At 71.0% G+C, this 13,723-nt stretch carries 12 protein-coding genes and 1 pseudogene; 9 read left to right on the forward strand and 4 right to left on the reverse strand.

What is annotated here, in order from left to right; all coding sequences use genetic code 11:
* Positions 1-58: 58 nt before the first annotated feature.
* Complete coding sequence (locus ABZ642_RS15570; RefSeq protein ID WP_360483036.1) at positions 59-346, forward strand: hypothetical protein; 288 nt, start codon at positions 59-61, stop codon at positions 344-346.
* A gap of 19 nt (positions 347-365) precedes the next feature.
* Here the strand turns inward: ABZ642_RS15570 and ABZ642_RS15575 are convergent, their stop codons facing one another.
* The 3 genes from ABZ642_RS15575 to ABZ642_RS15585 form a co-directional block, all read right to left on the reverse strand.
* Positions 366-1,133, reverse strand: coding sequence for a copper homeostasis protein CutC (locus ABZ642_RS15575; protein ID WP_360483039.1), 768 nt, complete (start codon positions 1,131-1,133; stop codon positions 366-368).
* Complete coding sequence (locus ABZ642_RS15580; protein ID WP_360483043.1) at positions 1,130-2,653, reverse strand: M81 family metallopeptidase; 1,524 nt, start codon at positions 2,651-2,653, stop codon at positions 1,130-1,132. Before ABZ642_RS15580 ends, ABZ642_RS15575 begins: the two co-directional genes overlap by 4 nt.
* Positions 2,654-2,715: 62 nt before the next feature.
* Positions 2,716-3,972 carry an ROK family transcriptional regulator gene (locus tag ABZ642_RS15585; RefSeq protein ID WP_360483046.1) on the reverse strand — a complete coding sequence of 419 codons (1,257 nt, stop codon included), beginning with the start codon at positions 3,970-3,972 and terminating at the stop codon, positions 2,716-2,718.
* A 319-nt stretch (positions 3,973-4,291) separates the two neighbouring features.
* Here ABZ642_RS15585 and ABZ642_RS15590 point away from each other — a divergent pair, with 319 nt between their 5' ends.
* The 5 genes from ABZ642_RS15590 (at position 4,292) to ABZ642_RS15610 (ending at position 10,961) form a co-directional block, all read left to right on the forward strand.
* Positions 4,292-6,106, forward strand: coding sequence for a peptide ABC transporter substrate-binding protein (locus ABZ642_RS15590; protein WP_360483049.1), 1,815 nt, complete (start codon positions 4,292-4,294; stop codon positions 6,104-6,106).
* Positions 6,107-6,275: 169 nt separating this feature from the next.
* Positions 6,276-7,235: an ABC transporter permease gene (locus ABZ642_RS15595; RefSeq protein WP_360483052.1), complete on the forward strand. Its 960-nt coding sequence runs from the start codon at positions 6,276-6,278 to the stop codon at positions 7,233-7,235.
* Complete coding sequence (locus tag ABZ642_RS15600) at positions 7,232-8,131, forward strand: ABC transporter permease (protein WP_360483055.1); 900 nt, start codon at positions 7,232-7,234, stop codon at positions 8,129-8,131. Before ABZ642_RS15595 ends, ABZ642_RS15600 begins: the two co-directional genes overlap by 4 nt.
* A complete protein-coding gene (locus ABZ642_RS15605) occupies positions 8,128-9,975 on the forward strand; it encodes a dipeptide ABC transporter ATP-binding protein (RefSeq protein WP_360483058.1) in 1,848 nt (615 codons plus the stop codon). Before ABZ642_RS15600 ends, ABZ642_RS15605 begins: the two co-directional genes overlap by 4 nt.
* 41 nt (positions 9,976-10,016) lie before the next feature.
* Positions 10,017-10,961, forward strand: a complete 945-nt coding sequence (locus tag ABZ642_RS15610) for an ROK family protein (RefSeq protein ID WP_360483469.1) — start codon at positions 10,017-10,019, stop codon at positions 10,959-10,961.
* A 398-nt stretch (positions 10,962-11,359) separates the two neighbouring features.
* Here ABZ642_RS15610 and ABZ642_RS15615 read toward each other — a convergent pair whose 3' ends face one another.
* Positions 11,360-11,971, reverse strand: coding sequence for a helix-turn-helix domain-containing protein (locus ABZ642_RS15615; protein ID WP_360483061.1), 612 nt, complete (start codon positions 11,969-11,971; stop codon positions 11,360-11,362).
* 145 nt (positions 11,972-12,116) lie between these two features.
* Here ABZ642_RS15615 and ABZ642_RS15620 point away from each other — a divergent pair, with 145 nt between their 5' ends.
* The 3 genes and pseudogenes from ABZ642_RS15620 to ABZ642_RS15630 form a co-directional block, all read left to right on the forward strand.
* The gene (locus ABZ642_RS15620) at positions 12,117-12,851 is read left to right on the forward strand and encodes an SDR family oxidoreductase (RefSeq protein ID WP_360483064.1); all 735 of its coding nucleotides are present in this window, start codon (positions 12,117-12,119) and stop codon (positions 12,849-12,851) included.
* A 33-nt stretch (positions 12,852-12,884) separates the two neighbouring features.
* A complete protein-coding gene (locus ABZ642_RS15625; protein WP_360483067.1) occupies positions 12,885-13,508 on the forward strand; it encodes an NAD(P)-binding domain-containing protein in 624 nt (207 codons plus the stop codon).
* Between the two features lie 5 nt (positions 13,509-13,513).
* A pseudogene (locus ABZ642_RS15630) lies at positions 13,514-13,603 on the forward strand (IS5/IS1182 family transposase); the annotation flags it as partial.
* Between the last annotated feature and the right edge of the window lie 120 nt (positions 13,604-13,723).

Below are 13,723 nucleotides of genomic sequence, written 5' to 3' on the forward strand. Positions count from 1 at the left end.
CTCATACCTCCGCTCGATCGCGCAGACTCCGCGACGGCTCGCATGGGATCATTCGGCCATGAGCGGCGACCTGGACGTGAGTGCCCTGGCGATCAACGTCATGATTCCGCAGGCACTCCGCTGGACGGACACCCGCCGCGGTGAGGCGTTCACGCTGACCACGCTCAACATCCGGCTCCTCCCCGACGGCCGGCTCGCCGCGAAGGCCTACGGCCGTCCGGTCGCCGGCGGCCGGGGCGCCTACGTCTCGTTCCCCGTCCCCGACAAGCCTGAACTGGCGGCCTTGATCGCCGAGGCCGCCACCAGGGCCGGAGCGTTGTGGGCCGCCCACCGCGGTCTCGGCTGACCGGGGTTCGCCGGGGCTCTCAGACCGTCGTCCGGGTCTCCAGCATCCTCCTGGCCTCGGCGACCACCGCCGGGTCGGTGAGGAAATGCGTGTCCTGGTCGGCGGACGAACGGGAGGCGCCGAGCGGGACCCACGCGGTCCCGTGTCGGGGTTCCGCGCGGCGCTTCGCCGACAGGTGGACGGCGGCCACCCCGACGGCCGTCAACGCCGGGATGTCGGACGGTCGTACCCCGCCGCCCGCCATCACCTGCACACCGGGCGCGGCCTCGACCATGGCGGCGAGGCGCTCCAGCCCCTGTCCGGCGGCCGGGGCGCCGCCCGAGGTGAGCACCCGAGTGAGCCCCAGCGCGGGCAGCAGCGCCGCGGTGGTGACGGGGTCCGCGGACAGGTCGACCGCGCGGTGCAGCGTCACCTCGACGGGCCGGCCCGCGTCCTGGGCCGCCGCGGCGAGGCGGGTGACGGCCTCGGTGTCGAGACTGCCGTCGGCGGCGAGCGCGCCCACGACCACACCGGAGGCGCCGGAGGCGATCACGGACCGCACCTCGGCGACCATCAGGGCGACGTCCTCGGCGTCGTACACGAAGTCGCCCGGCCGGCACCGGACCAGCACCTGGACCGGCAGGCCCACGGCGGCGACCGCCTCGACCTGGGCGGCCGACGGGGTCAGACCGCCCAGCTCCAGACCGGTGCAGAGTTCGACACGATCGGCTCCGTGGTCCAGGGCGACACGGGCGCCGGCCGGTGAGGTGACGGCGATCTCCAGTGCGGGCACGGTGGGGTCGCTCACTCGTCGTCCCCGGTGAGCGGCTGGTCGGAGGCCGGGATGACACGGGCCGTCAGGTCCGGGACGGCCATGTCGCGGTCGAAGGGGAACATCGGGCGGCGGATGCGACGGTGACCGAGGCGCACCAGGTCCTGGTCGACACCGCCGGGAGTGAGGGCCATCTTCCAGCCGGCCGACATGTCGAAGAGTTCGGGCTCCAGGTAGCCGATCTTGACGATCACGATGTCGGCGGAGCGCGGGTCGAGGTCGAGGTCGGTGAAGTCGTGCTCGTGGTGGTACGGCTTGCGCAGCCTGGTGAGGATCGCGTGCACGCTGCCGACGCGGACGACGACCTCGGTCTCGGCGTCCCGGTCGCCGTGCCGTATCGCGTGGACCACGCCGGTCAGGGTGACGGGTCCTGCGTGTCGGTCGTCGACCTCCGCGCCGGCGGTCACGGTGACCGTGGCCCCGACGCCCGCGGCGACGGCAGCCTCGATCGCGGCGGGCCCTGGCACCGAGGCGTAGATGACGGTCGGCCCGTCCTCCTTCTGGAACTCGGGCCGCTCCAGCAGCCGGGTCAGCCCCCAGGTGACGTCACCGGCGCCGCCCGCGGTCGGGTTGTCACCGGTGTCGCTGATGAAGTACGGCCGCTGGTCGGAGGCGAGGGCCTCGTCGAGGAGTTCGTCGTAGGTGCCGGTCGGGGCGACGAAGTCGAAGGCGTCGCGGGCGTCCCAGAAGCCGCGGGCGAGGCGCTCGGCACCGGCCGAGACCGCGGCCGTGTCGTCGCCGGTGACGACCACCACGGCGCGGTTGCGGGGCTCGTCCGCCCAGGCGTAGCCCACCCAGACGGCAGCGTCCGTCACACCCGCGGTGGCCTCGACCTCGTCGACCGCCGCGTACACGCTCTTCGCGGGTTCGATCCGGGTGGAGGTCTGCTCGCCCGCCAGCAGCACGGGGACCGGCACCCAGGCCTTGACCGGGCGGGGACCGCCGGAGACCAGGAGGTTGACCAGGTTGCGCACGGCACGCTCTTTGGTCTCCATGTGGTCCTCGTGCGGGGCCATCCGGTAGCAGGTGATCAGGTCGCTGCGGTGGGCGAGTTCACGGGAGACGTTGCCGTGCAGGTCCATCGAGGTGGAGACGATCACGTCCGGGCCGACGGTGGCGCGAATGCGCTCCAGCAGCACGGCCTCGGCGTCGTCGACCCCCTCCACGGTCATGGCGCCGTGGATGTCGTACCAGAGACCGTCCGGCCGGGGGAGCGCGGCGAGGCGTTCGATCAGTTCGTCGGTGAGCGCGGTCCACGCGGCGGCGGTGACGGTGCCGCCCGGCAGCGACTTGCCGACCAGCGCGCCGTGCCATTCGGCGGCCTCGCGCAGCTCCTCGCCCGGAGCGAGGAAGGGGTACCGCTCGAACACCTCGCCGCCGCGCGAGGGATGGAAGGCGGGTGCCTCCGTGCGGGCGGGGGAGAAGGTCGAGGACTCGATGCCGAGGCCGGCGACGGCGATGACGGGGCGGGCGACGGCGGTGCGGGTGTGCGTCATGGCTCCTCGTGCGGGCTGGTGCGGAGTGGGCGGTGCTGCGGAGCGGAGGTCTCTGGGGGGTGTCAGCCCTTTCTGGGGGGTACGGCGGTGTGGAACCGGTCCGTGCCGTCGCCACCGGCGTCGCCCAGGGCGCGGGCCAGGGCGCGCCGGAGGGCGAAGAGTCCGACCCCGACCAGGCCGGCGTCGGCGCCGAGGATGGCCCGCTCGATGGTGAGGTGTTCGGTGGCCAGCGGGTGGCAGCTTTCGTAGAGCTGGCTGCGCACCGCGGCGACGAACGGCTCCAGGGTGGAGAGGATGCCGCCGAGGTAGACGGCGTCCGGGTTGAAGAAGTTGACGTTGGCTGCGAGCACCCGGCCGAGGTGGTCGCCGGCCCTGCGGACGGCGCGGGTGGCCTGCGGGTCGGCGTCGGTGGCGAGCTGGACCACGTCCTCGGTGCTGGTCACGTCCACCCCGTGTTCGTGCAGGATGCGGACGAGCGCGGCACCGGACGCCACGGTCTCCAGGCAGCCGGTGTTGCCGCAGGAGCAGGGGATGTCGGCGCCGCCCTCGATACGGATATGGGTGATGTCGCCGGCCGCCCCGGTCGCGCCCCGGTAGAGGTTCCCGTCGATGATGACGCCGGCGCCGATCGCCGACCCGATCTTCACCGTGATCGTCCGGCGGTGCTCGGCGGGCCGGACGCTCTGCTCGCCGACCGCCATGCAGTTGGCGTCGTTGTCGACGACGGCCGGGACGCCGAATCGCTCCTCCAGCCAGGCGGCCACCGGGAAGCGGTTCCAGCCGGGCATCCGGGAGGGCAGCACGACGGCGCCGGCGGCCACGTCCACCGGTCCGGGCAGGGAGAGTCCCACCCCCCGGAGCCGGTCGCGTCCGCGCTGCTGGGCGAGGGACTCCAGGTGCTCGGCGAGCCTCGGCAGCGCCGCCTCGGGACCGTCCGCGATTTCGAAGGGCACGTTGGCGACGTCGCGGACACCGTTGCCCGGCAGCACCACGCCGATCCGGGCGTGCCGGCCGCCGACGTCCGCGGCCACGGCGTACTCGTCGGTGCTGCCGGCCCTGAGCACCCTGCGGGGGCGGCCTCCGGTCGAGGACTGGGTGCCCTCCTCGGCGATGAGCCCGCGCTCGACCAGCTCGGCCACCGTGAGGGAGATGGTGGAAGGGGCCGTGCCGAGGAGCTGAGCGAGTTCGGCGCGGGACGACGCCTGCCCCGACGCGACGAGTTCGAGGACCCGCGTGGCGAGGGCCGCGCCCTTCGGCACGGCGCCCTTCGGGTTCACGCCCTTGTTGCTCTTGCGGTCCCGTGGGCTTATTTCAGTCATGTACGAAGTAACTTCCGCGGTGATGGGTGTGCCGGAGACAGTACGCCCGTTCCGGCACCTGGGGAACGGTTCCGTGGAGAGAACTGCTGGCACTGACGCAATCTCAATGCCGTGCAAATCGCCACAAAATCCTCGATAGATACGCCCGCAGTGGGCGGTTCTGACTTTTTTTGAAATCGCAGTAACTTATTTGTTATTCATTCTTGTTTGTTTGTTCGGTACGTCCGTCGTTGACTGTCGCCATACGCAGCGCCGATCCCGCGGCGCCGGTTTGGGTCCTCCCATGACGTTTGCGGGTCCTTTCACTCTGAGGAGAGCCATGTTCCTTGCTCCCACGGCCGCCGGTCGCCGCTGGGTCCTCGTCGCGGGTGTCGCCGTCATCACCGGCGCGCTGGTCACCGGCTGCTCCGGCGGTGGCACCTCGTCGTCCGGCCCGGCGTCGTCGGACACGATCAACTACGCGCTCCCGGCGAACTTCACGCCGAACTGGATCCTCCCGATCGGCACCGCCGCGCACCTCAACACCAACAACTCCTCGATCTCCCAGGCCGTCTGGGAGCCGCTGATCGCGTACGACGGCTCCACCGGCAAGGTCGGCTGGAACAAGGACAACTCGCTGGCCAGCGACGCCAAGTTCGCCGCGGACGGCAAGAGCGTGACGATCACCCTCGGGCAGCGCCACTGGAGCGACGGCAAGCCGATCACCTCGCGCGACGTGGAGTTCTGGTTCAACCTCGTCAAGGCGAACAAGGCGGACTGGGCCAGCTACAGCCCCGGCAAGGCGCCGGACAACTGGACGTCCTTCAAGACGGTCGACGACACGCACTTCACGATCACCTTCGACAAGGCCTACAACCAGCAGTGGATGCTCGCCAACGAGCTGAGCATGATCCGCACGATCCCGCAGCACGCCTGGGACAGGACCAGCGACTCGGGCGCCGTCTCCGACCTGGACCGCACCGCCGCCGGCGCCAAGCAGGTCTGGACGTACCTCAACAACGCCGCCAAGAAGATATCCGGCTACGCGACCGACCCGTTGTGGAAGACGGTCAGCGGCCCGTACACCATCAAGTCGTTCTCCACCGCGGGCCGGGTCGAACTCACCGCCAACGCGAAGTACGACGGCGGCGGCAAGGCCAGCATCAAGAACGTCAACCTGCTGCCGTTCACCACCACCGAGGCCGAGGAGAACGCCCTCCGCGCCGGCACCGTCGACTACGGCTACATCAACGCCTCCGACCTGAGCCAGGAGGCGTCCTTCAAGGCCAAGGGCTACTCGGTGAAGCCGTGGAGCGGCTGGGCGATCACCTACATGCCGTACAACTTCAACAACCCCACCATGGGGCCGGTGTTCAAGCAGCTGTACGCCCGTCAGGCGATCCAGATGTCGGTCGACCAGGCCACCCTCTCCAAGGTGGTCTTCAACGGCAGCGCCGTCTCCACCTACGGGCCGATCCCGCAGGGCCAGGAGTCGTCCTTCGTCTCGGCCGACCAGAAGAACAATCCCTACCCCTTCGACAACGCCAAGGCGAAGAAGCTGCTCACCGACCACGGTTGGACCGAGCAGGGCGGCACCATGGTGTGCAACGCCCCCGGCACCGGCGCGAACCAGTGCGGCGCGGGCGTCGACAAGGGCACCAAGTTCGAGATGCAGGTGCTGTCCCAGTCCGGCTCGACCGTGACCGACAACATGATGAGCGCGCTCCAGTCGTCGTTCGCGAAGACCGGCATCAAGTTCGGCATCAAGACCGCCCCGGTCAACTCCGTGCTGTCGCAGTCCGGTCAGTGCACCGCCGGCGAGTCGAGCTGCTCCTGGCAGCTGTCCTTCTTCGGCACCGCCGGCAGCTGGTACTTCCCCGCCTACCCCAGCGGTGACTCGCTCTTCGCCACCGGCGGCGGCTCCAACTTCGGCAGCTACTCCAACGCCGCGGTCGACAAGCTGATCACCCAGACCACCACGTCCTCCTCGGACGAGGCGGTGCAGAACTACAGCGCCGCACTCGCCAAGGACCTCCCCGTGATCTGGCTGCCGGAGCCCGACTACCAGATCTCCGTGGTCCGCAACGGCCTCGGCGGCTTCGCCCAGGACTCGCTCGCCAACTTCCACCCCGCCATGTGGAAGTGGACCAAGTAGGCCCGGTCGGTGCCCGCGCGGGCCGACGGCGGCCCGGCCCCACGGCCGGCCGCCCGAGGCCCGCGCGCACCCCTCGCGATCTCGCGCCGCACCGACGTCCACGTCGCGGTGACGCCCCTGTCCAGGTGACGCCCGCGCGCGCCACAGAGACGAAGCGACCGGAAAACACATGAGTACTTCCTCGTACCTGATCAGACGCGTCCTCCAGGCCGTCGCGGTGATCGTCATCGTGACCATCGTCGTCTTCGGCCTGCTGCACGCGCTCCCCGGAGGCCCCGCGCGCGGGATCCTCGGCCCCCAGGCCACCGCCCAGCAGATCGCGAGCTTCAACCACGAACAGGGCCTCGACAAGTCCCTGCCCGTGCAGTACTTCCACTACCTCGGCCAGCTGCTGCACGGCGACCTCGGGACCTCCTACACCCTCAACGAGCCGGTCTCCCAGCTCATCGGCGAACGGCTGCCGAAGACCCTGGTCCTCACCCTGCTGTCGGCTGTCGTGGGCCTCGTCCTCGCGATCCCGCTGGGCATGTGGCAGGCCGTGCGCCGCAACAAGGCCACGGACTACGTCATCACCACGCTCAGCTTCATCGCCTACTCCACGCCCGTGTACTTCCTCGGGCTGATCCTGGTGCTGGTCTTCAGCCAGGAGCTGGCGTGGTTCCCCTCGCAGGCCCCGCAGGGAGAGACCGTGGGGCAGGTGTTCTCCGACCCGCAGGGCCTGGTCCTGCCGGTGTTCGCGGGCGCGTCCTCCATGATCGCCGTCTTCAGCAGGTACATGCGCGCGGCCACCCTGGAGAACCTCTCCGAGGACTACGTCCGCACGGCCAGGGCGGGCGGCTCCCGCTCCCGCGCCATCCTGGCGCGGCACGTGTTCCGCAACTCGCTGACCCCCGTGGTGGCCATGCTCGGCTACTACATCCCCGTGCTCTTCGGCGGCGCGCTCGTCGTCGAGCAGCTGTTCAACTACCCCGGCATGGGGCTGCTGTTCTGGACGGCGGCACAGTCCTCCGACTACCCGGTCCTGCTGGGCTGCGTCCTGGTGATCGCCGTCGCCACCGTCACCGGCACCCTGCTCGCCGACATCGTCCAGCGGATCATCGACCCCCGAGTGAAGGCAGGCCGGGCATGAGCGCCGTCATCCAGCCGGACGCGGTCCCCACGAAGGCCGCTGCCCCGCGCGAGGCCACCGGCACACGCCTCGCCGTCCGCCGCTTCCTGCGCAACAGGCTGGCCGTCTTCGGACTCGCCGTCGTGGTCCTCTTCTTCCTGTTCTGCTTCGTCGGTCCGCTGGTCTACTCCACCGACCAGACCCACACCATGCTCGAACAGGTCAACCTCGCCCCCAGCGGCGCCCACTGGCTCGGCACCGACGCCGTCGGCCACGACGAGCTGGGCCGGCTCATGTACGGCGGCAAGGTCTCGCTGATCGTCGGCCTCGCCGCGGGCGTCCTGGCCACCTGCATCGGCACGCTGTGGGGCGCCGCCGCCGGCTACGCGGGCGGCTGGATCGACGCCGTGATGATGCGGATCGTCGACGCCGGCATCGCGATCCCCGCGCTGTTCATCCTGCTCGTGGTCTCCGCCATCACCACACCGGGCCTCGGCGGACTCGTCCTCATCCTCGGCCTGGTGTCCTGGCTGGTGCCGTCCCGGCTGGTCCGCGCCGAGACCCTGACCCTGAAGAACCGGGACTACGTCCTGACCCTGCGCGCCATCGGCGGCACGCACGCCCGGGCGATCCTGCGGCACATCCTGCCCAACTCGGTCTCCACCGTCATCGTCGCCGCCACCTTCCAGGTCGCCGACGCCATCCTGCTGGTCGCCTACGTCTCCTACCTGGGCATGGGAGTCCGGCCGCCGCAGACCGACTGGGGCGGCATGCTGTCCGCCGGCCTCACCGCCGCCTACTCCGGCTACTGGTGGCTGATCGTGCCGCCCGGCCTGGCCATCATCCTGGTGGTGTGGGCGTTCAACGCGATCGGGGACGGACTCCGCGACGCATTCGATGTGAGGGGACGCGGATGACCGCCACCACCGACGGTTCCGCCGCCCGCACCGCTGCGGCCGAGCCGATCCTCGAACTCGACGACCTCGGCGTCGTCTTCACCACCGAGACCGGCGAGGTACCCGCGGTCAAGGGCGTGTCCCTCCAGGTCCGTCCCGGCGAGACGCTCGCCCTCGTCGGCGAGTCCGGCTCCGGCAAGTCGACGATCGCCCTTGCCGCGATGGGCCTGCTCACCGGGAACGCCCGAGCCACCGGCAGCGCCGTCATCGCCGGCACCCAGATCGTCGGCGCCTCGGAGAACGGCCTCGCCGCACTGCGCGGCAAGACCGCCTCCATGGTGTTCCAGGAGCCGGCCACCGCACTCGACCCGCTCACCCGCATCGGGAAGCAGATCGCCGAAGTGATCCGCAACCACCGCGACGTGACCGCCAAGCACGCGGCCGCCGAGGCCGTCGACCTGCTGCGCCGGGTCGGCATCCCCGAGCCGGAAAGGCGGGCCCGCGCCTACCCGTTCCAGCTCTCCGGCGGACAGCGCCAACGCGTCGTCATCGCCATGGCCATCGCCAACGAGCCCAGACTGCTCATCGCCGACGAGCCGACCACCGCCCTCGACGTGACCGTGCAGGCCGAGATCCTCGACCTGCTGCGCCGGCTCGCCGTCGAGACCGGCACAGGCGTGCTGCTCGTCACCCACAACATGGGCGTCGTCGCGGACTTCGCGGACCGGGTCGCCGTCATGTACCAGGGGGAGATCGTGGAGACCGGGGCGGTCGAGGACGTCCTGCTCCGGCCCACCCACGACTACACCCGACGCCTGCTGGCCGCCGTACCGCGGCTGTCGGTCGCGGAGACGGCCGCCCGGCCGACGGCCGCCGACACGGACGCCCAGGGGGAGGCCGAGACGGTCGTCCAGCCGGTAACCGAGTCGGCCGCCGTGCGCGGTCCGGTTACCGAACCGGCGGCTCTCGTGGCCGAGTCCGGCGAACCGGTGGTCGAACCGGCCGGTGTCGTCGCCGAGTCCGCCGCACCGGTGGTCGAACTGCGCGACATCAGCGTGGTGTTCGGCCGCGGCAAGACCGCCGTGCACGCCCTCGACAAGGTGTCGTTCCGGGTCGGCCCGGCGCAGACCCTGGGCCTGGTGGGCGAGTCCGGCTCCGGCAAGTCGACCGCCGCCCGGGTCGCGCTCGGCCTGATCGCGCCCACCTCCGGAACCGTCTCCCTGTTCGGTACCGACCTGGGCCGCACCCGTGCCCGGGCCCGCCGCGCGCTGCGGGCCGGCATCGGTGTCGTCCTCCAGGACCCGGTGGCCTCCCTCGACGCCCGCATGACCATCGGCGAGTGCATCGCCGAACCCCTCCGGATACACCGCCGCGACCTGACCGCCAAGGACCGCCAGGCCAAGATCGCCGCCGTCCTCGACCAGGTGCGGCTGCCACGCGAAGTCGGCCGTCGCGCACCCCGCGAGCTCTCCGGCGGACAACGCCAGCGGGTCAGCCTGGCCCGCGCCCTGGTGCTCGAACCCCGACTGCTGGTCGCGGACGAACCCACCAGCGCGCTCGACGTGAGCGTGCAGGAAGCGGTCCTGGAGGTGATCACCGAACTCCAGGGCGAACTGGGCTTCGCCTGCCTGTTCGTCTCCCACGACCTCGCCGTCGTACAGCACTTCGCCCAGCACGTCGTCGTGATGCGCGCCGGACGGATCGAGGAGCAGGGCTCCACCGGGACGACCCTGCTGCATCCAGAGACCGACTACACCCGCCGTCTGCTGGCCGCCGTGCCGGTACCCGACCCGGTGGTGCAGCGGGGTCGCAGGGCCGAGCGCCTGGCCGCCCTCGCGGCCGGCCGTACGGAGGCCCAGGCGTGACCGGACCCCTTCTCTCCCCCCACACCCCGCAGGACCTCGCGATGCACACTTCCCTCCGGCCGCTGTTCGCCGGTATCGACATCGGCGGCACCACCACCCAGGTGGTGGTCTGCTCGGACGACCTGACGGTCCTCGACCGGGCGGAGACGGCCACCCCGGCGCGGGAGGGCGGCCAGGCCATGATCGGCGCCGCGCTCGACATCCTCGCCCCGCTGCTGGCCCGTACGCCGGGCCGCCTGGTGGGGGCCGGAATCGGCGCCGCCGGGGTGGTGGACTCCGCGAACGGCCGCATCCTGGTCGCCAGCGACTCCTTCCACGGCTGGGCGGGCTTCGCCGTCACCGCCGCCGTCGAGGACGCCCTCGGTGTTCCCGTCTACCTGGACAACGACGTCAACGCCTTCCTCTACGGAGAGGTGAGCGGCGGGGCGGTGCGCGGAGAGGCCGACGTGCTCGGCATGACCCTGGGGACCGGCGTCGGCGGCGCCCTGTGGACCAACGGCGCCCTGTACGCGGGACCGCACGGCGCGGCCGGCGAGATCGGGCACATCCCAGGCTTCGGAGACCTTCCTTGCTCGTGCGGTGGCCGCGGCCACCTGGAGACGCTGGCCTCCGGCCGCTCCATCGCGGCCCGCTACGCCGACCGCACCGGCCGGCGTCGCACCGCCCGCGAGGTCGCCGAGGCCGCGGCGAACGGCGACGAGAACGCCCGCGCGGTGTACGGCGCCGCGGGGGCGGGCATCGCCCGCGCGATCGTGATCACGGCAGGCGTCGCCGACATCACGACGGTGGTCGTCGGGGGTGGCGTCAGCCGGGCCTGGCCCTTGCTGGAACCGTTCATCCAGTCCGCTCTCGCCGCCGACCCCCCGGTCAGCGGTCACCCCGTACGCCTGGTCCGCGCCGCGCTGGCCTCCGACGCGGTCCCGGTCGGCGCCGCCGCCCGCGTACGAGGCGAACTGGGCACGAAGTCAGGGGCGACGACGGCGTAACGAGAGGGCGTACGGATCAGCAAGCCGTTTCCCTGCGTCAGATTCTGATCACTCAGGGCGTGCGGTGTTCGTGGGGGGCAATGAAGTGTTCCCGAGCACCAGCAGCATCGGACGGGCCATGGGATCCGCGCCGTCGCCGTCGCGGTCGCCGGTCCGCTCGTCCTGGCCGCCTGCGCGGCGAAGGACGGCGGGGCAAGCAGTTGCCAGGCCGACCACGTCGGTGGGTCCTCGGGGGTCGCCGGTCTCCCCGGCGGCTTCTGCTGCGGCCCTCAGCAGGCGGGCGGCCAGTTCCGTAAAAGCCGGCAGGTCCGGGCCAGGTGCCGGGCGGCTGATGTCGCGTACCAGCGGGTGCAGACGTGCGACCGGCAGCGCGTCCAGCCCGGCCGCGGAGTGCCAAGTCAGCTTGGCACTTCCTCCCGTCGCCGGTCATCGCCGGCTGTGGCGGGGATGGCGTTGTCGATGAGGACGGCGGCGATGGCGGCGGCGGTGGGGAAGGCGTCGGCGTTGAGGACCCGGGTGCGGGCCGCGGCGCCGTCGAGGAGCAGCGCGAGTTGCTCGCCGAGTTGTTCAGGGTCGGCGGCGCCGGCTTCGCGGGCGGTGTCGGCGAGCCGCGCGGCGACGGCTTTTTTGTAGTCGCGTGCGTACTGGGACGCGGGGTGCTCGGGGTCGTGGAGTTCGACGGCGGCGGCGATGTAGGGGCACAGGGGAGTGGTGGGGGGGATGTCGAAGGCGGCGAGGAGCCGTTCGCGGGGCGTGAGGTCGGTGCGGTCGAACACGCCGGGCAGAACGGAGGGGTCGAACCGGCGCAGGTACTCGGCGACGAGTTCGTCCTTGCCGGTGAAGTGCTGGTAGGCCGTGCGCTTGGACACCTCGGCCGCCGCGCAGAGCTGGTCCATGCCGGTGCGGTTGATGCCCTGCTCGCGGAACAGCTGCTGGGACGCGCTGAGGATGCGCTCGCGGGCGCCCCGGCCGCGGCGGCGGCCCGTGGGGCCCTTCTCCAACTCCGTCATGGGTCCATGGTACCCCGGCCGGGTAACGACCGGTGTACATAGTTTGCGCCCCGGGCCGCCCGCCCCGTACGGTACGTACACAGGGCGGTGTACATAGCATCGTCCTCCCAGGTGCGCACGGCACCACCGACCCAAGGGAGCGACTATGGGAAAGCTCGACGGCAAGGTAGCGGTCATCACCGGCGGCACCACCGGCATGGCGCTGGCCGGCGCGAAGCTGTTCGTCGACGAGGGAGCGCACGTCTTCATCACCGGCCGCCGCCAGGACGCCCTGGACGAGGCCGTGAGGCAGATCGGCCGCAACGTCACCGGCGTCCAGGGCGACGCCGCCGACCTGGACGACCTGGACCGCCTGTACGACACCGTCAAGCGGGAGAAGGGCAGCCTCGACGTGCTGTGGGCCAGCGCCGGCGGCGGCGAGCCCGCCCCGCTCGGCGAGATCACCGAGGCCCAGTTCGACACCTGGTTCGGGCTCAACGCCCGCGGCACCCTGTTCACCGTCCAGAAGGCCCTCCCGCTCTTCAACGACGGCGGCTCCATCCTCATGACCGGCTCCAACGCCTCCCTCGGCGCCTTCCCCGGCTGGAGCGTCTACGCCGGCAGCAAGGCCGTCCAGCAGGCCTGGGCCCGCATCTGGCTCAACGAGCTCAAGGACCGCCGCATCCGCGTCAACGTCCTGACCCCCGGCCAGGTCGCCACCGCCAAGCAGGAAGAACTCTTCGACGAGGCCACCAAGCGCCAGTTCGAGTCCCTCATCCCCCGCGGCCAGATGGGCCGCCCCGACGAAATCGCCACCGCCGCCCTCTTCCTCGCCTCCGACGACTCCAGCTACGTCAACGGCATGGAACTCGTCGCCGACGGCGGTACCACCGCCATCTGAACCGAACAACACACAACCAGGGCAGGACATCTCATGAGCAACATCAGCATCATCGGCACCGGAAACATGGCCCGCACCATCGGCGCGCGGGCGATAGCGGGCGGCAACACCGTCGAGGTCATGGGCCGCGATCAGTCCAAGGCCGCTGACCTGGCCAAGGCTCTCGGCGGCGGCGCCACGACCGGAGAATGGGGCACCGCCCCGGCCGGGGACATCGTCATCGTGGCCCTGTTGCACAACGGCGTCGTGCCGGCCATCGCCCAGTACGGAGACGCACTCGCGGGCAAGGTCATCGTCGACATCAGCAATCCCTTCAACTCCACGTTCGACGGGCTGGCCCACCGCGAGGAGACCTCGATCGCGCAGGAAGTCGCCAAAGCGGCCCCGGCCAGTGCCAGCGTGGTGAAGGCGTTCAACACCATCTTCCGCCATGTCCTGGCGAATGGCCGGCCCGACGTCTTCATCGCCGGCGACAATGCGCAGGCCAAGGCAAGTGTGGAAGCGTTCGTCGAGAGCCTCGGACTGCGCCCGCTGGACGTCGGCGGCCTGAAAATGGCGCACTGGCTGGAAGGAGCGGGAGTGGTCACGGTGGGCCTCGCCAACCACGGAGTGGGGAACCTGGACTTCGCCCTCAGCATCGCCGAACTTCCCGTCTGAGCAAGAGGATCGCCACGGCCATCGGGATATCCGTCGGCACCGCCCACGCCTACGTCACCACTGTCACCGGCCTGCTCGCCGACCGGGCCCCGGGGCGCGTTGGGCAAGAGGGCGAACTGCCAGGTCGCGGTCAGCGTTCACGCGGCCCCCGACACTGCCTGCCTGCCCGGGGAATGGGTGGCGGATGACACGCGCCGAAGCCGGCTGTTCTTTGG

Origin of the sequence: Streptomyces sp. NPDC007157 (genome assembly GCF_040634235.1) — a bacterium.
In the GTDB taxonomy this organism is placed as follows: Bacteria; Actinomycetota; Actinomycetes; order Streptomycetales; family Streptomycetaceae; genus Streptomyces.

Bases quoted from the DNA above. Each gene is read 5' to 3' on its own strand.
- ABZ642_RS15570 (WP_360483036.1), top strand. From the start codon at position 59: ATGAGCGGCGACCTGGACGTGAGTGCCCTGGCGATCAACGTCATGATT.
- ABZ642_RS15580 (WP_360483043.1), bottom strand. From the start codon at position 2,653: ATGACGCACACCCGCACCGCCGTCGCCCGCCCCGTCATCGCCGTCGCC.
- ABZ642_RS15585 (WP_360483046.1), bottom strand. From the start codon at position 3,972: ATGACTGAAATAAGCCCACGGGACCGCAAGAGCAACAAGGGCGTGAAC.
- ABZ642_RS15590 (WP_360483049.1), top strand. From the start codon at position 4,292: ATGTTCCTTGCTCCCACGGCCGCCGGTCGCCGCTGGGTCCTCGTCGCG.
- ABZ642_RS15595 (WP_360483052.1), top strand. From the start codon at position 6,276: ATGAGTACTTCCTCGTACCTGATCAGACGCGTCCTCCAGGCCGTCGCG.
- ABZ642_RS15600 (WP_360483055.1), top strand. From the start codon at position 7,232: ATGAGCGCCGTCATCCAGCCGGACGCGGTCCCCACGAAGGCCGCTGCC.
- ABZ642_RS15605 (WP_360483058.1), top strand. From the start codon at position 8,128: ATGACCGCCACCACCGACGGTTCCGCCGCCCGCACCGCTGCGGCCGAG.
- ABZ642_RS15610 (WP_360483469.1), top strand. From the start codon at position 10,017: ATGCACACTTCCCTCCGGCCGCTGTTCGCCGGTATCGACATCGGCGGC.
- ABZ642_RS15615 (WP_360483061.1), bottom strand. From the start codon at position 11,971: ATGACGGAGTTGGAGAAGGGCCCCACGGGCCGCCGCCGCGGCCGGGGC.
- ABZ642_RS15620 (WP_360483064.1), top strand. From the start codon at position 12,117: ATGGGAAAGCTCGACGGCAAGGTAGCGGTCATCACCGGCGGCACCACC.
- ABZ642_RS15625 (WP_360483067.1), top strand. From the start codon at position 12,885: ATGAGCAACATCAGCATCATCGGCACCGGAAACATGGCCCGCACCATC.